Raw genomic sequence first — 24,697 nt, 5'->3', positions numbered from 1 at the left:
CTCTGGCTGCTGGCTACGGGAAGGCCACTTGGAAGGGCCGCCGTCTTTTGACGGCGGCCCTTCTATTCAACCTGTGGCGCCTCGGGCTTCTAACCGGCTTCGTAACCGCTGATGGCGTCAACCTTGGAAGCTGATGCGCTGCCGGGATCGAAGACGTAGTCCAGCCATTCCTTCGCGAGCCGCCGGGCCAGCTCCAGTCCGATGACGCGCTGACCCATGCAAAGCACCTGCGCGTTGTTGCTAAGTACCGAGCGTTCCACGGAGTAGGAATCATGCGCGGTCACGGCCCGGATGCCCGGTACCTTGTTCGCAGAGATCGCCACGCCCAGCCCTGTGCCGCAGACCAGCAGGGCGCGGTCGGCGTCACCTGAGGCCACTTTCCGCGCGGCGTCCACCGCCACATGTGGATATGCGGTGTCCTCGGTGTCCGATACGCCGACGTCGACTACGCTTTCCACCCTTTCATCCGCTTCCAGGTCCCGGCGCAGGGCCTCCTTATAGTCGAATCCTGCATCATCGCTGCCGATGACGATTCGAAGTTTCCCGCTCATTGGTCCACACCTTCCATTTCGCTTCTACGTTCGTCCCCGCCGGCCAGGCCAGCGGCAAGGTCCAGCAACTGCACATACCCCTCGAGCGCCCAAGCTGCCCGTCCCACGAAGAGCCCGTCGACGTGCGGCAGGTCAAGAAGTCCGGATGCGTTGGCCAGATCCACGGAACCTCCGTAGAGCAGTCCGGCAACCCGGCCACCGAATGTCCCGGCCAGGGCTGCGAAGGGTGCCCGGAGCTCGTCCGGGTGGGCGGGGCGTCCGCCGGCGCCGATTGCCCAGATGGGTTCATAGGCTATGAGGACCTTCGCCAGCAGGGCGTCCTCCAGCCCGTCCAGTGCCCGCCGCGCCTGCTCCAGGATGTACTCGGATGAGGTTCCGGCATTGTGCACTTCGTCAGGTTCGCCGATGCAGAGCAAGGGAATCAGGCCATGCCGCAGGGTGGCATCCACTTTTTTCCGGACAGTTTCATCTGTCTCACCGAAATGTTCGCGCCGCTCCGAATGCCCGATTTCCACCAGCCGTGCCCCAGCATCGGACACCTGGGGAACCGACACTTCTCCGGTCCAGGCGCCGGCATCCTCCCAGTGGGCATTCTGGGCGCCCACCAGCACAGAGGTTCCATCCAGCACCCCGGCCACCGAGGCCAGTGCCGTGGCCGGGGGAATGATGAACGGCTGGACGCTGCCGAGGCTGCGTCCGGACAGGGCCTGGCGCAGGCCGCCGGCGTAGTCCACAGCCTCCGCGAGTGTCTTGTTCATTTTCCAGCTGGTGCCGATCCACACGGTCACGGCGCCTCCAGGGGATCCGGAGCGGCGTCGAGGGCCATCCCGAGCGCATCCATAAGCACGGCGAAGGAGAACGCGCCGGGATCCGGAGTGCCTAGGCTTTTTTCGCCCAGGATCCGGGAGCGGCCCAGCCGCGAGGTGATGGAGGCCGTGGCCTCCGCCGCCTCCCGGGCAACCGCGGCGGCAGCACGGACGGATCCGGCCAGATCACCGGTTGCCTCAAATTCGCGCAGCAGGCTTTCGCGGAAGGGCAGGGCCGCATCGATCATGGTCTTGTCCCCCGGGCGGGCGCCGCCGAGCCGGGAGACGGCGTCGATGCCGGCAGCCAGAGCGTCCACGGCGTCCCGCGGGCCAACCCCAGCGGCGTCGTCGAAAACGCTGCCGGCTGCGGTCAGTGCCGCTCCCCAGAGAGCGCCGGATGTGCCGCCGGCTTCCTCTGCCCAGGCGTCGCCGGCATGCAGGAGGACGGTCCGCGCTCCGGCACCTTCCCGGGCAGCGGCGGTGCCTGCCGCGGCGGCACCGTTGGTCCCGAAGGCCATGCCCTGGCCGTGGTCGCCGTCGCCGGCCACCGCGTCGAGGCGGCCGAATTCAGCTTCGTGCTCCGCAGCCGCGGAACGCAGCGCATCAAGCGCCCTCACGATCTGCAGGGCTGCCCGGCGGGAATCCTCCGAGGCTTCCGGGATCGGGTCCTGGCCGGGTGTGTGAAGCGTGGTGCGCGCAGCCCCGGCGGGAGCAGATGCCGTGCGGCGGAAGGCCGGCGTGTCTGCTGGGGCAAGCCAGTACCGCTCAAGCTCGTCATCCAGGAACACAACGGTCAGGGACAGTCCTGCCATATCCAGGCTGGTGACGTGCTCTCCGATCTCAGGGGCCACTACGGTGAAGCCGAGGGCCGCAAGCCGTTCGGCCACCCGTCCGTAGACCACGAAAAGCTCCTCGTACTTCACGGTCCCCAGTCCGTTGAGCACTACGCCTACCCGCCCGGCGTAACCGCCGTCGAGCCGTTCCGGCTCTTCTTCGAGGACGCCGTTGAGAAGCAGGTCGGCGACGTCGGCCGCACTGCCCAGCGGTACCTCGCGGATACCCGGCTCGCCGTGGATTCCCAGCCCAACAGCCATCTCCCCTTCGGGCACATGGAAGAGCGCTTCGTCCGCGCCGGGCAGTGTGCAGCCTTCGAACGCGACGCCGAAGGAGCGGGTTGCGTCGTTGGCCTTCCACGCCACACGTTCGGCCTCGTCAATGTCAGCCCCCGCCTCGATTGCCGCCCCGGCGATCTTGAACACCACCAGGTCGCCGGCAATGCCGCGACGGTCGCGGTGCTGGCCGGCCGGCCCGGAAGCAATGTCGTCCGAGACCCGGATGATCCGCACATCGATGCCCTCGGCGCGCAGCTTCTCGGCGGCCTGACCGAAGTGCAGCACGTCACCGGCGTAGTTGCCGAAGCCCAGGATCACTCCGCCGCCGTTCTCCGCTGACCGTGACACTGAATACACCTGCGATGCAGAAGGGGAGGAGAAGATATTGCCGCAGGGGGCCCCGTGGCCCATGCCGGGGCCGACCCACCCTGCAAACGCGGGGTAGTGGCCCGAACCGCCGCCGATCACCAGCGCAGGCTGGCCGGCGGGTGTCTCGGTTGCGCGCACTACGCCCCCGTGGGCAAGCACTACGTGGGCAGGATGGGCGGCGGCATATCCGCGGAGCGCGTCAGAGGCGAAGTCCGCGGGGTCATTCAGGAGATAGGTCATGGGTTCCAGCCTTGGTCGTCTTTGGCATCCGCCTCCGGGCCAGCCTGGGCGCCGGAGGGTGGTACACGTCTCTGTGCGTAGGGTGCGGTGCTAATCCGGCGCTAGTTGGCAGCTCGGCCATCCTGCGCCGGGAGGTCCTCGGCGGGACTCGGGCCCAGGTCCTTCAGCAGTCCGGACATGGCAACGTACGCCTTGTTGCGGTAGGCCACAAGGTCCTGTGTCCGGTCCGCGGGGATCTGCAGGAATCCGGCGCCCGATTTGGTGCCCAGCTTTCCGTCGTCCACCAGGTCCTGAAGGATTTTCGGGGTCGCGAACCGCTCGGGGAAGGAGGTTTGCAGGGATGCGTAGCAGAAGGAGTAGACGTCCAGTCCGGCCATGTCGGCGATGGCGAAGGGGCCGAAGAACGGCAGCCGGAAGCCGAAAGTGGTGCGCACCAGGGTGTCCACGTCCTCGGCGCTGGCAATCCCCTCTTCCACAACCTGCGCGGCCTCATGGAAGAGGGCGTACTGCAGGCGGTTGAGCACGAAGCCGGTCACATCCTTGACGACCGCCGCCTGCTTTCCGGTGAGCGCGACGATTTCGCGGGCTGTCTCCACGGTCTCCGGCGTGGTTCCGGCATGCGGAATCACTTCAACGCCGGGAATGAACGGCGCTGGATTGGAGAAGTGGACACCCAGGAAGCGGCCCGGATTCGTGACGGCTTCAGCAAGCGTGGCGATCAGGATGGTGGAGGTGTTGGAGCCGATGACCGCATCCTCGGGTGCGGCGGCGCTGATCCGTGCCAGAGTGGAGTGCTTGATATTGAGGATCTCGGGCACGGCCTCCTCTATGTAGGAGGCCGTGGCCACTGCCTCTTCAATGCTCGGGGCCGCCCACAGGTTCTCCTCCAGGCGCTGGACGGCATCGGCCGGGAACAGTCCGTCGGAGACAAACTGCTCGGCTTCGGTGAGGAGGCGCTGCAGGTTCTTCTCCGCCACCTCCTGCGAAACATCGGCAAGCGCTACGCGGGCGCCGCCAAGAGCAAGCACCTGTGCGATCCCTCCGCCCATGTATCCGGAACCGACTACGGCAACTGTTCGCTGGGTCATTCGATGGTCCTCCGATATCGCACTGGGCCGTGACGCGGCGGATCAATGACCGCCGCGTCATCTTTCCTATAGGATTCACGGCCTTGTGTGTGATGTCAACCACTCAATGCTGCGGCTCCCGGTTCAGGGAACGGGCCTGGCCTCCTGTGTGCGCGGTGCAGTGAGCTCGGCTTCGCGGGCCGCGCGGGCCCGAACGCCGCCAATGTGAGCCGCCATTGCCTCACGTGCTGCGGCCGGGTTGCCCCGGCGCATGGCTTCGAGGATGAGGGTGTGTTCCTCGATGGCACTGCGGGCGTCGCGTACTCCTGTACCCCCAAAAAGGCGGAAGCGGTGCACATGGCCACCCAGTGAGTCGTACGCAGCTACCAGGAACTTGTTGCCGGTGCGTTCGGCAATGAGCCGGTGGAAGCGCTCATCCGCCTCCCAGTACGAGCGGTAGTCGGAGAATTGGGGGCCGTTCGGCGCCTGGCGCAGGTCTGCGATGGATTCCTCAAGCTCCCTGAGGAAGGATTCCTCGGCGCGGGTACAGGCGATTTCCGCGTTGTGCGGCTCAATGAGCAGGCGAGCCGCCATGAGATCCATGAGTTCTGCGTAGCTCAGCATTGGTGCCACACGGTAGCCGCGCAGGGCGGCGCGGACCACTAAGCCGGTGGATTCCAGGCGGGCCAGTGCTTCGCGTACCGGCGTCGGAGAGACGCCGAGCTCCCGCGCTGTTCCGTCGATGCTTAGGGGGTCGCCGGACTTAAGGTTGCCGTCCATAAGCCGCGCGAGGATCTCTTTGTATACCTGGTCAGCCAGAACGCTGCGCTGCACCCATGCCCTGCCCGCGTCCTCGTTCATGCCGCTCCCATTGTTCGTTCCTGCTCTCTCCCTGAATTCTCCCACGCGTGGGGTGACGACAAGGCGACAGGCCTCACAGCTCCGCACTTCGGGTGCTCGCCACCTGGAGTAGACACCTAGCAAATATCCTATAGGGTATTGGGCAATAAGGTGTGGGATGCACCACATTTTCGCGCGATCAAAGGTGTTCACGCTATGCACATGTTTTCCACGGCCGTCCCGACGGAGACGCTCGTTATCGCTGAGCGTCCTGCCTGGGCCCTCATTTCCATTGCTGTGGTGGCGATTGCCGCGCTGCTGCTCCTGATCATCAAGCTGCGGCTTCACGCGTTCTTTGCCCTGATTATCATCAGTGTGCTCACGGCCCTGGCAGCCGGGATTGGTGTCGGGGACGTTGTGACGGTTGTGGTGGCCGGATTCAGCACTACCGTCGGCACGGTTGCCCTACTGGTGGGCTTCGGAGCCGTCCTGGGCCGTCTGGTTGAGGTCTCCGGCGGGGCGCAGGTACTGGCTGATGCCATGCTTCGGCGCTTCGGAGAGAAACGCGCACCGCTGGCGCTGGCGGTGGCCTCACTTTTCTACGCCTTCCCGATCTTCCTGGACGCCGGGTTTATCGTCATGCTGCCCATTATCTATACCGTGGCGCGCCGCCTCGGCGGATCCTTCATGCTCTATGTGCTGCCCTCTATCGGATCATTCCTGATGATGCACGCGCTAACTCCGCCGCACCCCGGGCCCACTGCCGCGGCGACGGTCATGGGTGCGGATGTAGGCGTGGTCGTCCTGGTTGCGCTCCTGGTCGGCTTGCCCGCATGGTACCTGGGCGGCTATCGGCTGGCGCTGCTCATTGCCAAGCGCTACCCGAATATGCCCGTGCCCAATCTGCTGGGCCAGGCAGACATTGATGAGAACACCCCTCGGCCGGGCTTTTGGACAATCATCTCCGTACTCCTGCTGCCGCTGGTCCTGATCTTCTTCAATACCCTGTTCAGCACCCTTGAAGCCAACGGCGCGGTGGATGACGAGAATTTCCTGTTCCAGCTCTCCCGGCTGATAGGCAGTACCCCCATCGCTCTCCTCATCGCCGCAGTGGCCGCTATGTACCTGCTCTACATCCGGCCCCGCCGCGGGCGCGGCACTATCGGCGGCGCCCTGGAGGACCTGGTGGACAACGCTCTGGCTCCGGTCTGTTCCATCATCCTGATTACCGGTGCCGGCGGTGCCTTTGGCCGGGTTCTCACGGAGACCGGCATCGGAGGCACCATTGCAGACGGATTGGATGCCATGGGGCTGCCGGTCATTTTGGCTGGATTCCTGGTGGCAGTTGCCTTCCGTGTCGCTCAGGGGTCAGCGACAGTGGCCGCCACGACGGCCGGGTCAATTATGGCTCCCGCCGTCGCTGAACTTGGGGTGTCGGGCGTTGGGCTGGCCGCCGTCGTTGTGGCCATTGCCGCCGGCTCCATCACCTTCTCCCACGTCAACGATTCCGGGTTCTGGCTGATCGGCCGGTTCTGCGGTTTCGATACGCTCACCACCCTCAAAACCTGGACGGTGGTAGGCACTGCCATTGGATTCCTCTCCTTTGGCCTGGCGTGGGTGGTCTACGCCATCGCCAGCTGACCGGGGTGCATTCACTCTGCCTGTCCACTCCAAACCATCTCCAGGAGAGACCATGTCTTCATTTCCATCTGAACGGACAGCCGTCATTAGCGGAGCCGGAGGGGAACGCGGAATCGGGCGGCACGTTGCCCGCCGGCTGGCCAAGGACGGCTGGTCCCTGGCACTGATTGACATCGATGAGTCCGCCGTGAGTGCCGCGGCCGAAGAACTGGGCACGCAGTCCAGCCAACCTGTGCTGGGCTTGGCCGCCGACGTCACAGATCCCGCCGCGGTTGCGGCTGCCTTCTCGCGGATGGACGGCGAGCTGCCGCCGGTGCTGGCGCAGGTCAATTTGGCCGGAATCGCCAGCCCGCACGGTCTCTTTGAACTTTCCCCGGAGATTTGGCGGAAAGTTGTGGACATCAATGCCACAGGCACGCTGCTCATGATGCAGGCCGCAGCCCGCAGGATGGTCGACGGCGGCCTTGGCGGCCGGATCGTCAACACGTCCTCCATAACTGCGTACGACGGCGGAGGAACCTTCTCGAAGACCGGATACGCCGCCGCGAAGGCGGCCGTCCTCGGCCTTACACGCGGGGCCGCCCGCGAACTCGGGGTCCACGGCATCACCTGCAACGCCATCGTTCCCGGCCCCATCGACACCGACATTATGGGCGGACGCCTCAGCGAGGAACGCAAGGCAGAAATGTCCGCCGGCATCCCGGTGCAGCGAGTTGGCCAGCCATCTGACGTCGCCGCCCTGGTCAGCTTCCTGGTGGGAGCAGAAGCCGGATTCGTCAACGGCAGCTCGTACTTCATTGACGGCGGCAAGCACATGGTCTGAGAAGGCCCGCCCGAATTTCACGCCCAGCTAAGGAGAACCTCCAATGACCTATACCCCCGAATCATGGCCCATCGGTGCAGCACTGCTGAACTTCACAGGCGTCACCGCGTCGGGAGAAGACCGCACGGGTGCCGGCGCTTCGGCCTGGCGCCAGACCCTGCGCGAGGTGCGGCTTGCCGGCTTCGATCACGTCGATCTGACGGACTCCTGGGTTCGCCCCGGTGATCTGGATGCTGCGGGCCGCCGCGAGCTGCTGGCTGCCGCCCGGAGTTATGATCTGTCCTTCAGCGACATTGCGGTCACCCGCAAGAGCGTAATCACCCCGGATGAATCCCAGGCCCGGCGCAACATGGATTACACCAAGCGAACCATCGATGCCGCGGCCGACCTGGAGGTTCCAATGGTCTGCCTGGGGCTGCATGACCCCTTGACTCCGGCGCAGCAGGAGGCCACCTGGTTTTGGCTGGCGCAGGGCGCGGAGGACGAAGACTCGCCGGCCAACCGTGAGAAAGCGGCTGAACGGTTCCGCGACCTGGGTGAGTATGCCGCTGGCCGGGGCGTGAGTCTCTCCCTGGAAATGTATGAAGGAACCTTCCTCGGCACCGCAGACAGCTCAGTTGCGCTGGTAAACGCCGTAGGCCTGCCGAACGTCGGTCTGTGCCCGGACATTGGCAACATCGTTCGCCTGCACCGCGAGGTGGAAGACTGGCGCACGATGCTGGAGAAGATGCTTCCGCACGCCAACTACTGGCAGCTGAAGAACTATTTCCGCGACTACGATCCGGCTACCGGGTCCTATGCCTCATCCCCGGCACCACTGGCCCTCGGCTTTATTAATTACCGCGAAGCCATCGGCATGGCCCTGGAGGCTGGTTTTGAAGGCCCGATGTGCGTGGAGCACTACGGCGGCGACGGACTCACGGTGACCGCCATGAACCGCGACTACATCCGCGATATCCTCCGGGCGAAGCTGCCGGAGGCGTAGGGAGGGGCCCTTGCTGTTCCTTCCCGTGCCAGGGAGGGGCGCCAAGGGGCCGCTCGCTTACCGTCAGGGGGAATAGGCAGCCGCTGCCACAGCAGCAACCCGGCGCCCCGCCAAGATCGGGTCCGCCGGATACCCGCGCAGGAAAGCGGTGAGCGTTCCGCTGTAGGCCAGCACGACGTCGTCTGCCAGGTCCGCGGCCCGGACGCCTGCCAGCGGCTCGGCAAAGTGTCGCAGCCTCTCCTTCAGCAGGGCGGTGTCTGCGGCGAGAACCGCGGCGATTTCCACCCCGGAATCGGGCATTTCCGTGGCCGTGGCGAGGAAAGCGCACCACCGTACCGCCGGCTGGCGTTCCCGGTAGGCAGTGAGGGCATCGAACACGGCCAGCAGCCGATCCAGGTCGCTGCCGGCTTTCACCACGCACTCGTCCCAGACAGACTGCCAATCGGCGAGGCGGATGCGGAGGACCTCTGCCACGAGTCCGTCCTTGCTGCCGAAATGGGAATAGAGGCTCGCAGCGGACACATTGGCGGCACGCAGCAGTTCGTCCACGCCCGTGGCGCGGATGCCGCGGGAGAAGAAGGCTTCTTCGGCCGCCGCGAGCAGCCGCCCGCGTGCCGGGAGTTTCTGGCCGGTGGTCATGGGCCAACTCTAGCCAGCCTTGTTCCGAAACGATAGTTCTGTTTGACTGTAACGATCGTTCTGGTTCGGGAGGCGGGAGTCTGCAGTGCAGTGGAAGCTGGTGGCCAGCGGCCTGGCCCTGATCGCCGCTACCTACGGGCTGGCCCGCTTCGGGTACGGCCTGTTCCTGCCACGCTTCGCCGAGGCATACGCCCTGGGGCCGGCGCTTTCCGGTGCCATCCAGGCCGGAAGCTTCCTCTCTTACTGCGTCACGGCCCTGCTGGCAGCCCGGCTCGGCAGCCGGCCGCGGCTGGTGATCCTGCTGGCCGGGGCAACCGCCGCGCTGGGAACCGCCGGAGTCGCCGCTGCCCCGAACGCCGGCGTGCTCGCAGCAGCCATTGTGCTCGCCGGAGCCGGGGCCGGGTTCGCGACGCCCGGACTCGTGAGCCTCATAGAATCCAACGTGGAGGACCGGCGGCAGGAAAACGCGCAGACCATCGTCAACTCGGGGACCGGCGCCGGGCTGGTGGCCGCCGGGGCGCTTCTGATCCTGGTCGGCACCCAGTGGAGGCTCGGCTGGGCGGTCATTGCGGCCGTCGTTATCCTGGCGACGGCCGCGACCCTGCGCTCCGACCGGAAGAACGCAACCGCTGCTCCGGCACCGCGTCCTGGCCGCAAAGACCTGTTGCTGCTCGGCTGGCCGCTGCTGGCCGCGGGCCTGGCAGGTGCCTCCAGTGCCGCGGTCTGGACCTTCGGCCGCACCGTCCTGGCTGACGGTACGGACGCTGAGCTGTACTCGATCGGCGCCTGGACGGTGCTGGGCGCCTTCGGGATGCTGGGCGCAGGCGCCGGGACGATCGTGCAGAACTGGAGCCTGGGCACGGCCTGGACCGCGACCACCGCCCTGATGTCAGCCGCCACGCTGCTGCTGGCTGCTGCACCGGGTTTCCCGGCAGTTGCGTACGGCGCAGCGGCACTCTTCGGCGCCAGCTACATCGCCATGAGCGGAGTGCTGATCGTCTGGGCTGTCCGGGTTCTCCCCGAAAACGGGTCAGCCGGAACGGTGGCGCTCTTTATAGCCCTGGCAGTGGGGCAGGCCGCGGGATCGGTTGGTCTGGGTGCCGTGCTCCAGCCTCAGGATCCACTGCCCGCCTTCGCCCTGGCCGCCGTCGCCGGCCTGCTGGCGATCGGCCCGGCCTGGCTGCGCGGGCGCACGGACCGGGAGCCTTCGCCTGTCCCCAATTCATCGAGATGAGCGAAACTGCCCGTTACAGCGCTGAAACGGGCAGTCTCTGTCATCTCGATGGGGGCGTTTTGGTCAGGCCACAGGGTTGCTCGTACCGTTGTCCTGCGAACGTACGGGGCTTGTCCTCGGGGAGAGGACACCATGGGCAACACTGCCATCCAGGATCAGGCACCGGAGCGCACAGCACCGCCGAAGGCGCCATCCCGACCCAGTGCCGGCGTCCTGCTGGCCGTCTGCATTGTGCTCATTGGCCTGAACCTGCGCACCGTCTTCTCCAGCTTCTCCGCCATCCTTCCGGAAATCACCGAAGCCTCCGGGATGCCCCCGGCCCTGGTCAGCGTGCTCACCACCGGACCCGTGCTGCTGCTGGGGCTCGTGGCTCCCGCCGCTCCTGCACTGGCCCGGAAACTGGGGATTGAACGCACGATCCTCGCCGCCGTGGGAGTCCTGACCGCGGGCCTCGCGGTCCGCGGCACCGGCGACTTCACCGCCATGGCCGCCGGAACCATCGCCGCCGGGGCGGGCATCGGCGTCGTCAACGTCCTGCTCCCCACCCTGGTCAAGCGGGACTTCCAGCACCGGCTGGGCCTGATGAGCGGCCTGTACACCGGGTCCATCTGTGCTGCGGCAGCGCTCGGCGCCGGATTCACCCAGCCATTGCTGCAGGCCACCGGATCCTGGCAGAACGCCCTTGCGTTCTGGACCCTGCCCGCCGCCCTGGTGGTGTTGCTGTTCGCGCCGTTGGCCCTGCGCCGCGGCCGAACCCCGGGCACAGCCCAGGCCGACGCCGGCCCGTCGGTTTGGCGCTCCGCGCTGGCCTGGCAGATCACCGGGTTTATGGCCCTGCAGGCCATGATGTCCTTCAGTGTCTTCGCCTGGCTGGCACCGATCCTGCGCGAGCGGGGGATCGACGGCGCCATGGCCGGCTACGTGGTGGCCGGCTCGATCGTCGTGCAGGTCCTCGGATCTTTCCTGGCCCCGCCGCTGGCTGCCCGGCTGCCCAGCCAGGGCTGGCTCAACGCCTTCATCGCACTGCTGACCGGTGCCGGATTCGCGCTCACCATCCTGGGACCGCTGGACCTGATCTGGGTCTGGGCCGTAATGCTCGGCGTCGGGCAGGGCAGCCTCACCGCGCTGGCGCTGACCATGATCGTGCTGCGAACCCACGACGCCGGCACCGCGGCCCGCCTGTCCGGCATGATGCAGTGCATCGGCTACGGGGTGGGCTCCTCCGGTACGCTGCTGGTGGGCATTCTCCACACGTCCTCGGGTTCCTTCACCCCTGCGGCGGTGATGTTCATGGGCATCGGGATAGCCGCAGCCTTCACGGGCTTCCTGGCCGGCCGCGCGCGGTTCGTCGGCGGCTCACGCCAGGACTAGGGGAGCACCTCAGACAGGGGGGCGGTGAGGGTGTAGCCGTCCAGCGGTCCGGGATCGGAGAGACCCGTGGCGGCGCTGGTGACCAGCACCTGGCCGTCCAGAACCAGCACACTGGTGGGCTGGCGGACCGGCAGCGGAACGGAGCCGAGCCGCTGACCGTCCCCGGCGTAGACGTCCAACCGCGCCGCACCCCACACGGCACTCCAGATCCGGCCGCGGGCGTCCGCGAACATGCCGTCCGGATTTCCGTCCGGCACCTGGGCGAACACCTCCGTCACGCCGGGGTCCGCCGTCGTCGTCTTCAGGATGGTTCCGGCCTCAGTGTCCGAAATCAGCACCCTGCGCCCGTCCGGCAGAAACAGCGGACCGTTGGGAATCGGAATGCCGCCGCGCAGCTGCACTACGGCGCCGCTCGCCGGATCCCAGCGCCACACCGCGCCGCCCGGTTCGGAGCCGTCGTGGACCATCGTGCCGAACCACAGCGAACCGTCCGGCGCGAACGCGCCGTCATTGACGCGGTAGCGCGCCGGGTTCAGGCCGGTATCCGCCAGCGGAACGGCCGTTCCGTCGACAAGAAGCTCGACGACGCCGGTGCCGGCAGCCGCGATCAGCCGCCCGGCTGCATCCTCTTCGGCAAAACCCAGCGGCTGCGGAAGGCGGTGCGTCAGCACCGCAGCGCCGTTCCCGGGAGTCCAGGCGTAAAGTTCACCGTTTTCAAGGTCCACCCAGCGGGCACCGTCCCGGGTGGGGCGCAGTCCCTCGCCGAGGTCCAGTGCGTGCGTACTGACCGGAGTCCACTCTGTCTGGTTCATGCCTGCCTTTCCGGGAAAACGGGTGTGGATGTAATCTATCCGACCCCACCTGCTGCAGCCGGCGGACGTGGTGCTAATCTCGGATGTGCGAAGGCGGGCACCGGCCGGTGTCAACTACCTGGCAGTTCCCGGCCGGAGAGACCGCCGGGGCCATGACCGCAGAGGGTGAAACCCATGACCACAGACGCCGCATACCTTTCCCGGGCCATTGAACTGGCCACCGCCAACGTGGCAGACAGCGGCGGGCCCTTCGGCGCCGTCATTGTCACAAGCGACGGGCAGGCGTTCGACGGCGTCAACCGCGTCACCGCCAGCAACGATCCCACCGCGCACGCGGAAGTCACCGCCATCCGGAACGCCTGTGCAGCCCTTGAAACGTTCGACCTCAGCGGTGCAGTCCTCTACACCAGCTGCGAGCCCTGCCCCATGTGCCTGGCCTCGGCGCTGTGGGCGCGCATTGACCGGGTGGTTTATGCCGCGGACCGGCACGACGCCGCAGCAGCCGGTTTCGACGACGCCGTGTTCTACGAATACTTCGAAACGCCCGTCGAGAAGCGGTCCATGCCGGTGGTGCAGCTCTCCGGGCAGTCCCGGACCGCTCCGTTTGAAGCCTGGAACGCCGCCGCCTCCCGTACCGAGTACTAGGCTGGCGGCCGGGTTTCCCCTTCGCGCCCGCTACCGGACGGGCAGGGGTCCCGCCGGGTCAGTGAGAGCCGTATCCTCCAAGAATGGACCCGGTTCGTGTGTGCCTGTGGATCTTTCTGACGGTCACCGCCGCCACATGGATCCTGTCCCTCATCACGCGGGAGTACTCCTGGACTGACCGGATCTGGTCGATCGTTCCGGTGGCGTACGTCTGGGTGTTCGCTGCGGCGTCGGGCCTCGAAGCCCGGCTGGTCCTGATGGCACTCCTCGTGACCCTGTGGGGTGCCCGGCTCACCTTCAATTTTGCCCGCAAGGGCGGTTACGCTCCCGGCGGCGAGGACTACCGCTGGGCGATCCTGCGCGGCCGGCTGCGGCCATGGCAGTTCCAGCTGTTCAACCTGGGCTTCATCAGCATCTACCAGAACGGAATCATCTGGCTGATGACGCTTCCGGCCCTCACCGTCTATGAGAACCCCGGGCCGCTGGGTGTCTGGGACTGGGCGCTAGCCGTCCTGTTTCTCGCAGCACTGGCGGGGGAGACCACCGCGGACCAGCAACAGTGGAACTACCAGCGGCTCAAAAGGGCCGAACGCGCCGCCGGGCGGGAAGCCGGCCAGGGCTTTGTGCAGACCGGACTGTTCCGCTATTCCAGGCATCCGAACTTCTTCTTCGAGCAGGCCCAGTGGTGGCTCTTCTACGGTTTTGCAGTGGTGGCCTCGGGAACCTGGCTGCACTGGACGCTTGCGGGACCTTTGCTGCTGACCCTGCTTTTCGCCGGGTCCACAGTGTTCACGGAGAGTATTTCAGCTGGCCGGTATCCGGCCTACCGGCAGTACCAGCGCCGCACTTCGCCGGTCATACCGCTGCCGCAGCGGGGCCGCTCCCGTCCCCTTGAGGCAGGCTGAGGGAACTGTGGCCTAGGGGCCTTCCACTCTGAAGGAAGCGCTAAGCTCGGTCGCCCGCACTCCCGGCTCAATCACCTTGGCGAAACAGGTGGAGTGGGGAAGGTCTGTGTAGGGCCCGAAGTTCGGCACCTGGTTGTAGCCCGCCTGCGCGTAAAACCGCTTCCCGTCGGACTGGGCTGAGCCCGCCTCCGCGGTAACCGCGCCGTACCCTGCGGCGCGGGCCCGGAATTCCAGCGAAGAAAGGATCGCCGTGGCCACACCTGAGCCGCGGGCGTAGGGCAGCACGTAGATGCGTTTGATTTCGGCGGTGGAAGGGTCCAGCCGCCGCAGCCCCCCACAGCCCAGCGGCTGTCCCGAGCTGCGTTCATAGGCGATCACGAAGACAGCAGTGTCCGCTTCGGTAGGGGGAGAAGGGTCGTGGTCCGGGCGCCCGTAGCGGGAATCCAGTTCGGCCTGCTGGGCCCTCCGCAGGTCAGCGCCCACCGGGTTGGACCAGGGCACCTCACGGATGGAAAGGTTCGGGGGAAGCGGGAACACATGAACCTCCTGGGCCTGCGGGACTGGTTCACCTCAATCTACGAAGGCCGGATTTCCGCCGTGTTTCCGCTGTGTGAGAACTGGGCTAAGCCAAATACACGATTCGCCAAGGCATGCAAAAATGGAAGAGATGACTTCCCCCAAAACTTCCCCAGCTGCCCTGAGCGTATCCGGCGACAAGCCGCAGGTACGTCCCGCAACCGAAGGCTGGGAGCAGGCCAAAGAGCCAGACGGCCGCCCCCTGCTGCAGTTCAAGTCCCCGCGTGTGTCACAGCCGCCGGAACACCTCGCTGACCTCACGCTTGCCCAGCGCCAGGAGAAGCTCAAGTCCCTGGGCCTGCCCGCGTTCCGCGCCAAGCAGCTCTCGGTGCACTACTTCCAGCACTACACCACGGACCCTGAGAAGATGAGCGACCTCCCCAAGGAGCGCCGCGACGAGCTGGTCAAGGAGATGTTCCCGACCCTGCTCACCGAGGTGAAGCGCCTGACCACGGACAAGGGGGACACCATCAAGTTCCTCTGGCGGCTGTTCGACGGCTCGCTCGTTGAATCGGTGCTGATGCGCTACCCCGGCCGGATCACGCTCTGCGTTTCCAGCCAGTGCGGCTGCGGCATGAACTGCCCGTTCTGCGCCACCGGCCAGGCCGGCCTGACCCGCAACATGTCTGCCGCGGAAATCCTGGACCAGATTGTCCAGGCCAACCGGGTTATCGCTGAAGGCGGGCTGGGCGGCAAGCGCCGCGACGGCGGGCACGACGCCGAGCGCGTCACCAACATCGTCTTTATGGGCATGGGCGAACCGCTGGCCAACTACAAGCGCGTGATGAACGCCGTGCACCGCATGGCCGCCGAAGCTCCCGAGGGCCTGGGCATGAGCGCCCGGAACATCACGGTCTCCACCGTGGGCCTGGTTCCGGCCATCAAGAAGCTGGCCGAGGAGAACATTCCGGTCACGTTCGCGCTGAGCCTGCACGCACCGGATGATGAACTGCGTGATGACCTGATTCCGGTTAACAGCCGCTGGAAGGTGGACGAGGCGCTCGACGCCGCGTACAACTACTACCGCGTCACCGGCCGCCGCGTGTCCATCGAGTATGCGCTGATCAAGGACATGAACGACCACCCCTGGCGTGCAGCCCTGCTGGCGAAGAAGCTCAATTCGCGCGGCCGCGGCTGGGTCCACGTGAACCCGATTCCGCTGAACCCGACCCCGGGCTCTATCTGGACTTCCCCGGAGCCGGACGTCATCCAGGAGTTCATCGACACCCTGATCGACGCCGGCGTTCCCACCACGGTGCGCGATACCCGCGGCAAGGAAATCGACGGCGCCTGCGGCCAGCTGGCTGCGGCGGACTAACTCTCCGCTCCGGTTCCGCTCCGGTTTGTGACAAACGCTCCGCGGCGGACCGGAGCATGTTCCCAAAGCGGAGCAAAAACCAGACAACGACGGCGGGAGGCCGGGTTTTCGAACCCGGCCTCCCGCCGTCGTTGTTCTGTGTGGAGTCCTACTTCTGCAGGTGGTCCACCAGGTTCTCGGCGATGCCGATGTACTTGGCCGGGGTGAGCGCGAGCAGGCGTGCCTCGGCTTCGGCCGGCAGGCCCAGCCCGGAGACGAATTCCTTCATGCGCTCGGCATCCACGCGGTGTCCGCGGGTGAGATCCTTGAGCCGCTCGTACGGGTTTTCCATGCCCGGTGCGCCGGCGACAGCCTCTGCACGCATCACCATCTGGATGGCTTCACCCAGGACTTCCCAGTTGGTGTCCAGGTCTGCTGCCAGAACGTCCTCTGCAACGTTCAGCCGCTCCAGGCCCTTTGCCACGTTGGAGATGGCCAGCAGGGAGTGGCCGAACGCGACGCCGATGTTCCGCTGCGAGGAGGAGTCAGTGAGGTCGCGCTGCCAGCGGGAGGTCACCAGGGTGGAAGCCAGGGTGTCCAGCAGGCCGTTGGAGATCTCCAGGTTGGCTTCGGCGTTCTCGAAGCGGATCGGGTTGACCTTGTGCGGCATGGTGGAGGAACCGGTGGCACCCGCGACGGGAACCTGCGCGAAGTAGCCGATGGAGATGTAGCTCCACACGTCGGTGCAGAAGTTGTGCAGGATCCGGTTGAAGCGGGCCATGTCCGCGTACAGCTCGGCCTGCCAGTCATGCGACTCGATCTGCGTGGTCAGCGGGTTCCAGGTCAGGCCCAGGCCCTCGACGAAGGACTTGGCCACCTGCTGCCAGTCGGCACCGGGCACGGACGCGTAGTGCGCGGCGTAGGTGCCGGTGGCGCCGTTGATCTTGCCGAGGAATTCGGTGCCCGCAACGCGGTCCAGCTGGCGGGTCAGGCGGTGCACGGTGACGGCCAGTTCCTTGCCGAGCGTGGTCGGGGTGGCGGGCTGGCCGTGGGTGCGGGAGAGCATTGGGACCGAGCGGGTCTCCTCAGCCAGGGCGGCGATCTGCCCCACCATCTTCCGTGCGGCGGGCAGCCAGACGTTCTCCACGGCACCCTTGACGCCCAGTGCGTAGGAAAGGTTGTTGATGTCTTCCGAGGTGCAGCCAAAGTGCACGAGGGGGGTGAGGTTCTCGATCCCGATCGCGGCCAGCCGGCGGCCAATGTAGTACTCCACGGCCTTCACGTCATGGACAGTGACCTGCTCGATTTCCGCCAGCTCGTTCACGGAGTTGCCGTCGAATCCGGAGACAATTTCGCGCAGCTGCGCCTGCTGCCCGGCGGTGAGCGGGGAGGTGCCGGGAAGGACGGAGTTGGAGGTGAGGTGGATCAGCCACTCAACTTCAACGTGGGTGCGGTCGCGGTTCAGTGCGGCCTCGGAGAGGTAGTCCACCAGTGGTGCGGTGGCGGAACGGTACCGGCCGTCCAGCGGCCCCAGCGCGATTGCAGGGGTTACGGAGGCAAGGGAGACGCGGGGTGCGGGAGAAGAATCGGCCATACGGCAATTCTTCCACGGTCCCGCGTCCGGGCCGATTCCGTGACGGCGCGGGGACGTCGAGCCGTGCGGGGGGGGTGCAGCGCGCCAGCCCCGGAACGGGTTTCCGAACCCGGCTGCTAGCGGCGTGTGCCTGCCAGGGAACCGGCCAGCAGGGAGACCACGCTGATGATGATGGATGCCGCGATGGCCGTCCAGAAGAAGGAGTCGATCTCAAAGTGCACGGGCGTGAAGCTGGTCAGCCAGGCCGTGAGCATCAGCATGGCGGCGTTGATGATCACGGTGAACAGGCCAAGGGTCAGAATCGTGAGGGGCAGGGCCAGAAGTTTGACGATCGGACGCACCAAGGCGTTGACGACGCCGAAAACCAGGCCAATAAAGAGGTACGCCAGCACAATGTCCAGCGTTGGGTTCCCGGTGGCGGATGTCCCTGATTCTCCGACCGTGATTCCGGGCAGTGCCAGCCCCGCAACCCAGAGGGCCAAAGCATTAATGATGATTCTCAGCAGCAGGCGCATGCCCTAATGCTGGCACAGCGGCTCCCGCTGCCCAAGCGCCGGCCGGTACCGCTGAAGAAGGGGCTGTGCAGCAGGTCACATAAGCACCCTTAAAACCGGACTAGTCTTAAGCCATGACCACTACCGAGAATGACACCAACGCTGTGGCTGATCCGGCGCCCGGCATTAGTCCGCGCCCGGTGGTAGACCGGCTGCCGCGCTACGCTGCCGGGAAACCGCCTGTGGCTATCGAAGGGCTTCAGAGCTACAAGCTCTCCTCAAACGAGAACCCCTTCCCGCCGCTGCCTTCAGTCCTGGAAGCCATTGCTGCCCACCCGAACGTACACCGCTACCCCGATCCGCTGGCAACGGCGCTGCGGATGGAACTGGCGTCCTTCCTGGATGTCCCTGCTGAGGACATCGTCACGGGCGGCGGAAGCCTGGGGGCGCTGAACCAGCTGCTGGCCACCTTTGCCGGGCAGAATGAAGACGGCACCCCGGACGAGGTCATCTACCCCTGGCGTTCCTTCGAGGCGTATCCCATTTCCGTGGGGCTTTCCGGAGCCCGCAGCGTGCAGGTGCCGCTGCTCGCAGATGGTCGCCACGATCTGGACGCAATGGCCGCTGCGGTTAACGACCGCACCAAAATGGTCCTGCTGTGCACCCCGAACAACCCCACCGGGCCGGTGCTGAGCACGGAGGATGTCGAGGCTTTCCTGGCGAAGGTTCCCTCTGACGTGATCGTGGTGATCGACGAGGCCTATGAGGACTTCGTCCGGGATCCGGGCGCCGTCAACGGCGTGGATATCTACCGCCGGCACCAGAACGTGGTGGTGTTGCGCACCTTCTCCAAGGGGGCAGGCCTGGCCGGACTCCGCGTGGGCTACTCCATTTCCCATCCGCACCTGACCCAGTATCTGCGGGTCACTGCCGTGCCGTTCGCCGTCTCCCAGATCGCGGAGCAGGCAGCCATCGCTTCCCTGAAGTACCACGACGAACTTGTGGAAAGAATACAAGCGCTGGTTTCTGAACGGACCCGCGTCGTGACCGGGCTGCAGGAGCTTGGATGGGACATTCCCCAGGCTGAGGGCAACTTTGTCTGGCTGGCTCTGGGGGAGAATACCCCCGAGTTTGCAGTGCTTGCAGAGCAGCAGGCACTGGCAGTCCGGGCATTCGGCACTGAGGGTATCCGGGTCACCATTGGAGAAGAGGAAGCCAACAGCCGTTTCCTCGCTTTATGTGCGACTTATACAAAAGGCCCCCGGGTTTCCTAGCGTGTCTTAGGTGCTGTCCGGGTCTCCGCCCTCGCTAGGCTGATGGAAAGTAACTTCCACACATATGCCGCACCGGGTACATATTCCCGGGAACGCATATTTCTAGCGGGGGCGGGGCCTGGTGCCTACCCCGGCGAGGAGAGGTATGGCCCTGGAGCACTTGCCCGCCAGCGAATTCGATTCGTCGGCACTGAATGAGACGCTGGTGCCTGCCCCCGGCAGCGCACCGGACGGCATGGTTCAGCTGCTGACCCCGGAAGGGGAGCGCACCGGACATGAGCTGTACGGCCGGTACGTCGAGGACATCGACGGCGAAGCGCTGCGCTCCTTCTACCGGGACATGTTCCTGATCCGGCGGTTCGACGTCGAAGCAACCGCCCTGCAGCGGCAGGGCGAACTGGTGATGTGGGTTCCGCTCACGGGCCAGGAAGGAGCCCAGATCGGCTCCGGCCGGGCACTGGCCGAACAGGACTACGTCTTCCCCACATACCGCGAGCACGGAGTAGCCCTGACGCGCGGGCTCCAGCTCTCCCACCTGCTTCGCCGCTTCCGCGGCATCTCGCACGGCGGCTGGGATCCCCGGGAATCCAACTTCCATCTCTACACACTGGTCCTGGCGGCCCAGGTTCCCCACGCCGTCGGCTACGCAATGGGCATGGCCCGTGACAATGCCGCGGATCCCTCCCAGCCCGCGGGAGCCACCGTTGCCTACTTCGGTGACGGAGCCAGCTCGGAAGGGGATATCCACGAGTCCATGGTCTTCGCTGCCTCCTACGATGCGCCGGTGGTGTTCTTCTGCCAGAACAACCACTGGGCAATCTCCGTGCCCACCGAAGTCCAGTCCCGCATACCGCTGGCGAACCGGGCCCAGGGCTATGGCTTCCCCGGTATCCGGGTAGACGGCAATGACGTCCTGGCTGTCCACGCTGTCACGCGGTGGGCCCTGGAGCATGCAAGGAGCGGAAGGGGGCCGGTGCTGATTGAGGCGTTCACCTACCGGATGAGTGCACACACCACAGCCGACGACCCCACGAAATACCGGCTCTCCGCTGACGAACAGGCCTGGGTCGGCCGTGACCCCCTTACCCGCCTGGAGAAGCACCTGCGTGCCAGCGGGGCCGGAGACGACGCGTTCTTCGCATCCCTTTCCACCGAAGCAGACGACCTTGCGGCGCAGCTGCGCGCCGATGTCCAGGCGATGGAGGCGCCGTCGTTCGCTGAATCCTTCGCTGACGTCTATGCCGAACCGCACCCGCTGATCGCTGAGGAACTGGAATTCCACCGGGCCTACGAGGCCGGTTTTGCCGACACGGACAGCGACGGCTCGGACCCTGAAGACACTGTTGACACGGAAGAGGTCGGCGCATGAGCACAATGACCATGGCCAAGGCCATCAACGCGGGCCTCCGTGCAGGGCTGGCCGCGGATCCCAAGACCCTGCTGATGGGCGAGGACATTGGTGCGCTTGGCGGCGTTTACCGAATTACCGAAGGTCTGCAGGCTGAGTTCGGCACGGACCGGGTGATGGACACGCCGCTGGCTGAGTCCGGAATCATCGGCACCGCCATCGGTCTGGCCCTGCGCGGCTACCGCCCGGTCTGCGAGATCCAGTTCGACGGCTTTGTGTTCCCCGGCTTCAACCAGATCACCACGCAGCTGGCCAAGATGCACTCGCGCAGCGAGGGGGCACTCAGTGCGCCCGTTGTCATCCGGATTCCCTACGGCGGCGGTATCGGCTCGATCGAGCACCACTCCGAATCGCCCGAAGCGCTGTTCGCGCACACTGCCGGGCTGCGGATCCTCGCCCCCTCGAGCCCGCAGGACGGGTACTGGATGATCCAGCAGGCCATGCAGGGCAAGGACCCCGTGATCGTCTTCGAACCCAAGCGCCGCTACTGGCTCAAGGGAGAAGTCGATACCTCGACGCCGTCGGGCGACCCCTTTACCGCCCAGGTACTCCGCGCCGGGACCGATGCCACCATCGTGGCGTACGGACCGCTGGTGCCGGTGGCCCTGGCCGCTGCCGAAGCGGCTGCGGAAGACGGCCGGAGCATCGAGGTCATCGATCTCCGCTCCATCTCGCCGATCGACTTTGACACCGTCACCGAATCGGTTCGGCGCACGGGCCGCCTGATCGTGACCCATGAGGCCCCGACGTTCGGCGGCATCGGCGGGGAAATCGCGTCCCGAGTCGCTGAGCGAGCCTTCCTCCACCTTGAAGCCCCGGTGCTCCGGGTGGGCGGATTCCATATGCCCTACCCCGTAGCGGCCGTTGAGGAGCACTACCTGCCGGACATCGACCGGCTCCTGGATGCCCTGGACACCGTCTTCTCCTACTGACAGATCCACAGACAGCTTCCGCCGCCGGCGCTGCCGGCCCACGCCAGATCGAGATGCCATGACTGAGAAAACGTTCAAACTGCCCGACGTCGGAGAAGGACTCACCGAGGCCGAAATCGTCCAGTGGCGGGTCAAGGAAGGTGACACGGTCGCCATCAATGAAGTGATCGTGGAAATCGAAACCGCGAAGTCACTCGTGGAACTCCCGTCCCCTTACGCTGGAACGGTCACCGGCATCCTGGTCCCCGAAGGCACCACGGTGGAGGTCGGTACCCCGATTTTCCAGGTGGCCGCAGGCGCGGCAAAGAAGGCCGCCGGCAAGTCCGGTACCGGCAAGGCAGCCAACCCCGCCACAACAGCCGCGACGGCGGCACCCGCGGCCGCAGACGGCCCGCCGTCCGCTTCGCTGACCGGCACGGGCCCCAAGGCCGACGCCGTCCGGCGGCGCCCGCGCCGAAACCGGCCTGCCGCCGCGCAGAAGGCAGCCCCGGCTGAGACAGCGCAGCGGGATGCAGCCGGGACAGAGCCGGCAGCGCGCCCTGCGTCCCGCCACGACCCGCGCGGTGCGGCTGTAGCGGCAGCAGGCGCGGCCGTGCAGGACCGCTTCAACCAGCTCCTTCTGCGGGTCCTCGCCAAGCCCCCGGTCCGCAAGGCCGCGAAGGACCTCGGCATCAACCTCGCAGACGTCCCCGCCACCGGCGCGGGCGGAGAGGTCACCAAGCAGGACCTGATCAGCTACCAGGCCCAGCGCGAGTCCGAGGTGGATTCGGCAGGCACCTTCTGGTCGCCGTCGAGCGGGCCGCAGGACAGCCGCATTGAGCGCATCCCGGTCAAGGGCGTCCGCAAGGCCACCGCCAAGGCCATGGTGGACAGTGCCTTCAGTGCGCCGCACGTCAGCATCTTCGTTGACGTTGATGCCTCCCGGACCATGGAGTTCGTCAAACGGCTCAAGGCGTCCCGGGACTTCGAGGGCATCAAGGTGTCCCCGCTGCTGATCCTGGCGAAGGCGGTTATCTGGGCCGCAGCCCGGAACCCCTCAGTGAATGCCACCTGGGCCGGGGATGAGATCCATGTGAAGCACTTCATGAACCTCGGAATTGCCGCCGCCACGCCGCGCGGCCTGATGGTGCCGAACATCAAGGACGCACAGGATCTTTCCCTGAAGGAACTCGCGGTTGCCCTGAACGAACTCGCCACCACTGCCCGGGCGGGCAAGACGCCGCCCGCGGACATGCGCGGTGGAACGCTCACCATCACCAACATCGGCGCCCTGGGCATCGATACCGGCACGCCGATCATCAACCCCGGAGAAGTTGCCATCGTGGCGTTTGGCACGATCAAGCAGAAGCCCTGGGTCCTGGACGGCGAAGTGATCCCCCGCTGGATTACCACCCTCGGCGGCTCCTTCGACCACCGGGTGGTGGACGGCGACCTGTCAGCCCGCTTTATGGCCGATGTCGCTGCCATTCTGGAGGAACCCGCACTGCTTCTGGACTAGGCTCGAAAGGGCAACCAACGATCGGAGCAACATGGCAATGAATCCCGGACCCGGAAACCGCGGGGGAGGACCGCAGATTGACTGGAAGCGGACGGCCTGGATCCTGGTCGGTGCCTTCATTGTCTCCAGCCTGCTCATCATCCTGTTCCCGAACCTGGGAATGCTGTGGCGGCTGGCCATTATGGCCCTGCTCTTCGTGATCGTAGTGCCCCTGTTCGACAAGCGGCGCCGTAAATAGACGCCGTCGCGCCTACGCGCCGGCTGCCCCTGATGCGGCGTCTGCTCCTGATACGGCGCGGCGGATTACGGGGGCAAGCCTGCGCATGCCCTCGGCGATGTCGTCCGGCGAGACTGCGCTGAATGCGAGCCGAAGCTTAGAACTCGTCTCGTCTCCGGGCGTAAACGCTGTCCCCGGAATAAACACGGTTCCGGCATCAATGGCTTCGGCGAGCAGGGGGTACGTATCGATTCCCTCGGGCAGGCTCACCCAGATAAAGAAGCCGCCGTCCGGGACAGTCCAGCTCACGCCGTCGGGCATGTGCTCCTGAAGTGCCGCCAGCATGGCCGCACACCTCTGCGCATACAGCCGGCGTGAATCCCTGATGCGGCCCATCCAGTCGAAGTCCCGCAGATACGCGGCAGTGATCATCTGCGTCAGCGGTGACGGGCACAGCACCACGGCTTCACAGGCCAGGTAGAAACGCCGGAAGAGATGACGGGGGACCAGTGCCCAGCCCAGGCGCATGCCGGGGGAAAATATCTTGGAGAAGGACCCGAGGTAAAGCACGTCCTCCGGGTGGGATGCCCGGAGGGGAGGCAGCGGTTCGCCGTCGAAGCGCAGCAGGCCGTAGGGGTTGTCTTCCAGGACCAGGATGTTGTTCTCGCGGCAGATCCGCACAATCTGGTCCCGGCGCTCTTCAGCGAGCGTGATGCCGCTGGGATTGTTGAAGCTGGGGATTGTGTAGAGCATCTTGATGCTCTTTCCGGCTGCGCGCAGCGCGGAGATCCGTTCCCGGAGGGCTTCGGGGATCAGGCCGTCCCCGTCCATAGCCACCGGCTGCAGGTCCACCTCGTAGGCCTCGAAGGTGTTGAGTGCACCCACATACGTGGGGTCCTCGCACAGCACAACGTCACCGGGATTGCAGAAGACCTTGGCTGCCACGTCCTGGCCGGACTGCGATCCGGTAGTGATAACCACGTCAGCGGGATTTGCGTCCAGGATGCCTTCGGCCGCCATCACTTCGCACGCAAGCTCGCGCAGCTCCTGCAGGCCCTGCCCGGGCCCGTACTGCAGTGCAGCAAGCCCCTGATTGCGGATAATCGACGCGGTCGCCTCAGCCAGTTCATCAAGCGGCAGTTCCTGCAGGTAGGGGCTGCCGCCGGCGAGGGAAATGAGGCCGGGGCGGATCGAGATATCAAAGACGTCCCGAACGGCCGACTGCTTGATGTGGAACGCCCGGTTGGAAAGCAGTCCGTCGTGCCGGTGTGCGGATCCCGTAGCCCGGTCCAGTGCCACCTGTGCTTCCGGAGTCAGCACTGACCCCGTTGTTTCCTCAAACGTCATGCCACATCATGGCACTCAGG

General features: G+C 65.9%; 24 protein-coding genes. 13 read left to right on the top strand and 11 right to left on the bottom strand.

Annotated features, from left to right (window positions below; all coding sequences use genetic code 11):
* Positions 1 to 89: 89 nt before the first annotated feature.
* The 5 genes from FYJ28_RS14095 to FYJ28_RS14075 form a co-directional block, all read right to left on the bottom strand.
* The gene (locus FYJ28_RS14095; protein WP_154579721.1) at positions 90 to 551 is read right to left on the bottom strand and encodes a ribose-5-phosphate isomerase; all 462 of its coding nucleotides are present in this window, start codon (positions 549 to 551) and stop codon (positions 90 to 92) included.
* A complete protein-coding gene (locus FYJ28_RS14090) occupies positions 548 to 1,339 on the bottom strand; it encodes a triose-phosphate isomerase (protein WP_326831735.1) in 792 nt (263 codons plus the stop codon). The genes FYJ28_RS14095 and FYJ28_RS14090 overlap by 4 nt, the downstream gene beginning before the upstream one ends.
* On the bottom strand, positions 1,336 to 3,078 hold the full coding sequence (locus FYJ28_RS14085; protein ID WP_154579720.1) for a dihydroxyacetone kinase family protein: 1,743 nt from the start codon (positions 3,076 to 3,078) through the stop codon (positions 1,336 to 1,338). Before FYJ28_RS14085 ends, FYJ28_RS14090 begins: the two co-directional genes overlap by 4 nt.
* Positions 3,079 to 3,179: 101 nt before the next feature.
* Positions 3,180 to 4,166, bottom strand: a complete 987-nt coding sequence (locus tag FYJ28_RS14080) for a 3-hydroxyacyl-CoA dehydrogenase family protein (protein WP_154579719.1) — start codon at positions 4,164 to 4,166, stop codon at positions 3,180 to 3,182.
* 123 nt (positions 4,167 to 4,289) lie between these two features.
* Positions 4,290 to 5,006, bottom strand: a complete 717-nt coding sequence (locus FYJ28_RS14075; RefSeq protein WP_154579718.1) for a GntR family transcriptional regulator — start codon at positions 5,004 to 5,006, stop codon at positions 4,290 to 4,292.
* Between the two features lie 201 nt (positions 5,007 to 5,207).
* On the opposite strand from FYJ28_RS14075, the gene FYJ28_RS14070 reads away from it, so the two are divergent.
* From FYJ28_RS14070 to FYJ28_RS14060, 3 genes are read left to right on the top strand one after another with little or no spacing between them, the layout of a single operon-like run.
* The gene (locus tag FYJ28_RS14070) at positions 5,208 to 6,626 is read left to right on the top strand and encodes a GntP family permease (protein ID WP_154579755.1); all 1,419 of its coding nucleotides are present in this window, start codon (positions 5,208 to 5,210) and stop codon (positions 6,624 to 6,626) included.
* 52 nt (positions 6,627 to 6,678) lie between these two features.
* Entirely contained in the window at positions 6,679 to 7,449 is a 771-nt protein-coding gene (locus FYJ28_RS14065) for an SDR family NAD(P)-dependent oxidoreductase (protein WP_154579717.1), read from the top strand.
* Between the two features lie 43 nt (positions 7,450 to 7,492).
* Positions 7,493 to 8,434: a sugar phosphate isomerase/epimerase family protein gene (locus FYJ28_RS14060; RefSeq protein WP_154579716.1), complete on the top strand. Its 942-nt coding sequence runs from the start codon at positions 7,493 to 7,495 to the stop codon at positions 8,432 to 8,434.
* A gap of 63 nt (positions 8,435 to 8,497) precedes the next feature.
* Here the strand turns inward: FYJ28_RS14060 and FYJ28_RS14055 are convergent, their stop codons facing one another.
* Positions 8,498 to 9,073, bottom strand: a complete 576-nt coding sequence (locus FYJ28_RS14055) for a TetR/AcrR family transcriptional regulator (RefSeq protein WP_154579715.1) — start codon at positions 9,071 to 9,073, stop codon at positions 8,498 to 8,500.
* Between the two features lie 85 nt (positions 9,074 to 9,158).
* Between FYJ28_RS14055 and FYJ28_RS14050 the strand changes: the two genes are divergently transcribed.
* Both FYJ28_RS14050 and FYJ28_RS14045 read left to right on the top strand, forming a co-directional pair.
* Positions 9,159 to 10,307 (top strand): MFS transporter, encoded by a 1,149-nt coding sequence (locus tag FYJ28_RS14050; RefSeq protein WP_326831734.1) that lies wholly within the window; start codon positions 9,159 to 9,161, stop codon positions 10,305 to 10,307.
* A gap of 132 nt (positions 10,308 to 10,439) precedes the next feature.
* Complete coding sequence (locus tag FYJ28_RS14045; protein WP_154579714.1) at positions 10,440 to 11,678, top strand: MFS transporter; 1,239 nt, start codon at positions 10,440 to 10,442, stop codon at positions 11,676 to 11,678.
* Here the strand turns inward: FYJ28_RS14045 and FYJ28_RS14040 are convergent.
* Positions 11,675 to 12,490: an SMP-30/gluconolactonase/LRE family protein gene (locus tag FYJ28_RS14040; RefSeq protein WP_154579713.1), complete on the bottom strand. Its 816-nt coding sequence runs from the start codon at positions 12,488 to 12,490 to the stop codon at positions 11,675 to 11,677. The genes FYJ28_RS14045 and FYJ28_RS14040 overlap by 4 nt on opposite strands.
* Positions 12,491 to 12,655: 165 nt before the next feature.
* Here FYJ28_RS14040 and FYJ28_RS14035 point away from each other — a divergent pair, with 165 nt between their 5' ends.
* Both FYJ28_RS14035 and FYJ28_RS14030 read left to right on the top strand, forming a co-directional pair.
* Positions 12,656 to 13,135, top strand: a complete 480-nt coding sequence (locus FYJ28_RS14035) for a nucleoside deaminase (RefSeq protein ID WP_442778591.1) — start codon at positions 12,656 to 12,658, stop codon at positions 13,133 to 13,135.
* Positions 13,136 to 13,218: 83 nt separating this feature from the next.
* The gene (locus tag FYJ28_RS14030) at positions 13,219 to 14,040 is read left to right on the top strand and encodes a DUF1295 domain-containing protein (protein ID WP_154579711.1); all 822 of its coding nucleotides are present in this window, start codon (positions 13,219 to 13,221) and stop codon (positions 14,038 to 14,040) included.
* Between the two features lie 12 nt (positions 14,041 to 14,052).
* Here the strand turns inward: FYJ28_RS14030 and FYJ28_RS14025 are convergent, their stop codons facing one another.
* On the bottom strand, positions 14,053 to 14,577 hold the full coding sequence (locus FYJ28_RS14025; protein WP_055242405.1) for a GNAT family N-acetyltransferase: 525 nt from the start codon (positions 14,575 to 14,577) through the stop codon (positions 14,053 to 14,055).
* 130 nt (positions 14,578 to 14,707) lie between these two features.
* On the opposite strand from FYJ28_RS14025, the gene rlmN reads away from it, so the two are divergent.
* Entirely contained in the window at positions 14,708 to 15,934 is a 1,227-nt protein-coding gene (gene rlmN / locus FYJ28_RS14020; protein WP_055242957.1) for a 23S rRNA (adenine(2503)-C(2))-methyltransferase RlmN, read from the top strand.
* A gap of 148 nt (positions 15,935 to 16,082) precedes the next feature.
* On the opposite strand, the gene purB is transcribed toward rlmN, so the two are convergent.
* Together purB and FYJ28_RS14010 are read right to left on the bottom strand one after the other, a co-directional pair.
* Positions 16,083 to 17,507 carry an adenylosuccinate lyase gene (purB, locus tag FYJ28_RS14015; protein WP_154579710.1) on the bottom strand — a complete coding sequence of 475 codons (1,425 nt, stop codon included), beginning with the start codon at positions 17,505 to 17,507 and terminating at the stop codon, positions 16,083 to 16,085.
* A 116-nt stretch (positions 17,508 to 17,623) separates the two neighbouring features.
* A complete protein-coding gene (locus FYJ28_RS14010) occupies positions 17,624 to 18,022 on the bottom strand; it encodes a phage holin family protein (protein WP_154579709.1) in 399 nt (132 codons plus the stop codon).
* Positions 18,023 to 18,135: 113 nt separating this feature from the next.
* On the opposite strand from FYJ28_RS14010, the gene FYJ28_RS14005 reads away from it, so the two are divergent.
* The 5 genes from FYJ28_RS14005 to FYJ28_RS13985 all read left to right on the top strand — a co-directional run bounded on the left by FYJ28_RS14005 (position 18,136) and on the right by FYJ28_RS13985 (position 23,351).
* Entirely contained in the window at positions 18,136 to 19,275 is a 1,140-nt protein-coding gene (locus tag FYJ28_RS14005) for a histidinol-phosphate transaminase (RefSeq protein ID WP_154579708.1), read from the top strand.
* Positions 19,276 to 19,420: 145 nt separating this feature from the next.
* Positions 19,421 to 20,644, top strand: a complete 1,224-nt coding sequence (gene pdhA / locus FYJ28_RS14000) for a pyruvate dehydrogenase (acetyl-transferring) E1 component subunit alpha (protein ID WP_154579707.1) — start codon at positions 19,421 to 19,423, stop codon at positions 20,642 to 20,644.
* The gene (locus FYJ28_RS13995) at positions 20,641 to 21,615 is read left to right on the top strand and encodes an alpha-ketoacid dehydrogenase subunit beta (protein WP_154579706.1); all 975 of its coding nucleotides are present in this window, start codon (positions 20,641 to 20,643) and stop codon (positions 21,613 to 21,615) included. The genes pdhA and FYJ28_RS13995 overlap by 4 nt, the downstream gene beginning before the upstream one ends.
* Positions 21,616 to 21,673: 58 nt before the next feature.
* Positions 21,674 to 23,113 (top strand): dihydrolipoamide acetyltransferase family protein, encoded by a 1,440-nt coding sequence (locus FYJ28_RS13990; protein WP_154579705.1) that lies wholly within the window; start codon positions 21,674 to 21,676, stop codon positions 23,111 to 23,113.
* A gap of 31 nt (positions 23,114 to 23,144) precedes the next feature.
* A complete protein-coding gene (locus FYJ28_RS13985) occupies positions 23,145 to 23,351 on the top strand; it encodes a hypothetical protein (RefSeq protein WP_152970003.1) in 207 nt (68 codons plus the stop codon).
* 12 nt (positions 23,352 to 23,363) lie between these two features.
* On the opposite strand, the gene FYJ28_RS13980 is transcribed toward FYJ28_RS13985, so the two are convergent.
* Positions 23,364 to 24,677 (bottom strand): aminotransferase-like domain-containing protein, encoded by a 1,314-nt coding sequence (locus FYJ28_RS13980; protein ID WP_154579704.1) that lies wholly within the window; start codon positions 24,675 to 24,677, stop codon positions 23,364 to 23,366.
* Positions 24,678 to 24,697: the final 20 nt, after the last annotated feature.

The organism is Arthrobacter sp. BL-252-APC-1A (assembly GCF_009696625.1).
Taxonomy (GTDB): domain Bacteria; phylum Actinomycetota; class Actinomycetes; order Actinomycetales; family Micrococcaceae; genus Arthrobacter_B.
Note: the sequence above shows the minus strand (reverse complement) of the source record. Positions and strands in the feature narration are given on the sequence as shown.

Bases quoted from the DNA above. Each gene is read 5' to 3' on its own strand.
- FYJ28_RS14095 (WP_154579721.1), bottom strand. From the start codon at position 551: ATGAGCGGGAAACTTCGAATCGTCATCGGCAGCGATGATGCAGGATTC.
- FYJ28_RS13980 (WP_154579704.1), bottom strand. From the start codon at position 24,677: ATGACGTTTGAGGAAACAACGGGGTCAGTGCTGACTCCGGAAGCACAG.
- FYJ28_RS14055 (WP_154579715.1), bottom strand. From the start codon at position 9,073: ATGACCACCGGCCAGAAACTCCCGGCACGCGGGCGGCTGCTCGCGGCG.
- FYJ28_RS13985 (WP_152970003.1), top strand. From the start codon at position 23,145: ATGGCAATGAATCCCGGACCCGGAAACCGCGGGGGAGGACCGCAGATT.
- purB (WP_154579710.1), bottom strand. From the start codon at position 17,507: ATGGCCGATTCTTCTCCCGCACCCCGCGTCTCCCTTGCCTCCGTAACC.
- rlmN (WP_055242957.1), top strand. From the start codon at position 14,708: ATGACTTCCCCCAAAACTTCCCCAGCTGCCCTGAGCGTATCCGGCGAC.
- FYJ28_RS14030 (WP_154579711.1), top strand. From the start codon at position 13,219: ATGGACCCGGTTCGTGTGTGCCTGTGGATCTTTCTGACGGTCACCGCC.
- FYJ28_RS13995 (WP_154579706.1), top strand. From the start codon at position 20,641: ATGAGCACAATGACCATGGCCAAGGCCATCAACGCGGGCCTCCGTGCA.
- FYJ28_RS14065 (WP_154579717.1), top strand. From the start codon at position 6,679: ATGTCTTCATTTCCATCTGAACGGACAGCCGTCATTAGCGGAGCCGGA.
- FYJ28_RS14045 (WP_154579714.1), top strand. From the start codon at position 10,440: ATGGGCAACACTGCCATCCAGGATCAGGCACCGGAGCGCACAGCACCG.
- FYJ28_RS14080 (WP_154579719.1), bottom strand. From the start codon at position 4,166: ATGACCCAGCGAACAGTTGCCGTAGTCGGTTCCGGATACATGGGCGGA.
- FYJ28_RS14010 (WP_154579709.1), bottom strand. From the start codon at position 18,022: ATGCGCCTGCTGCTGAGAATCATCATTAATGCTTTGGCCCTCTGGGTT.
- FYJ28_RS14070 (WP_154579755.1), top strand. From the start codon at position 5,208: ATGTTTTCCACGGCCGTCCCGACGGAGACGCTCGTTATCGCTGAGCGT.
- FYJ28_RS14040 (WP_154579713.1), bottom strand. From the start codon at position 12,490: ATGAACCAGACAGAGTGGACTCCGGTCAGTACGCACGCACTGGACCTC.
- FYJ28_RS14060 (WP_154579716.1), top strand. From the start codon at position 7,493: ATGACCTATACCCCCGAATCATGGCCCATCGGTGCAGCACTGCTGAAC.
- FYJ28_RS14085 (WP_154579720.1), bottom strand. From the start codon at position 3,078: ATGACCTATCTCCTGAATGACCCCGCGGACTTCGCCTCTGACGCGCTC.
- FYJ28_RS14005 (WP_154579708.1), top strand. From the start codon at position 18,136: ATGACCACTACCGAGAATGACACCAACGCTGTGGCTGATCCGGCGCCC.
- FYJ28_RS13990 (WP_154579705.1), top strand. From the start codon at position 21,674: ATGACTGAGAAAACGTTCAAACTGCCCGACGTCGGAGAAGGACTCACC.
- pdhA (WP_154579707.1), top strand. From the start codon at position 19,421: ATGGCCCTGGAGCACTTGCCCGCCAGCGAATTCGATTCGTCGGCACTG.
- FYJ28_RS14075 (WP_154579718.1), bottom strand. From the start codon at position 5,006: ATGAACGAGGACGCGGGCAGGGCATGGGTGCAGCGCAGCGTTCTGGCT.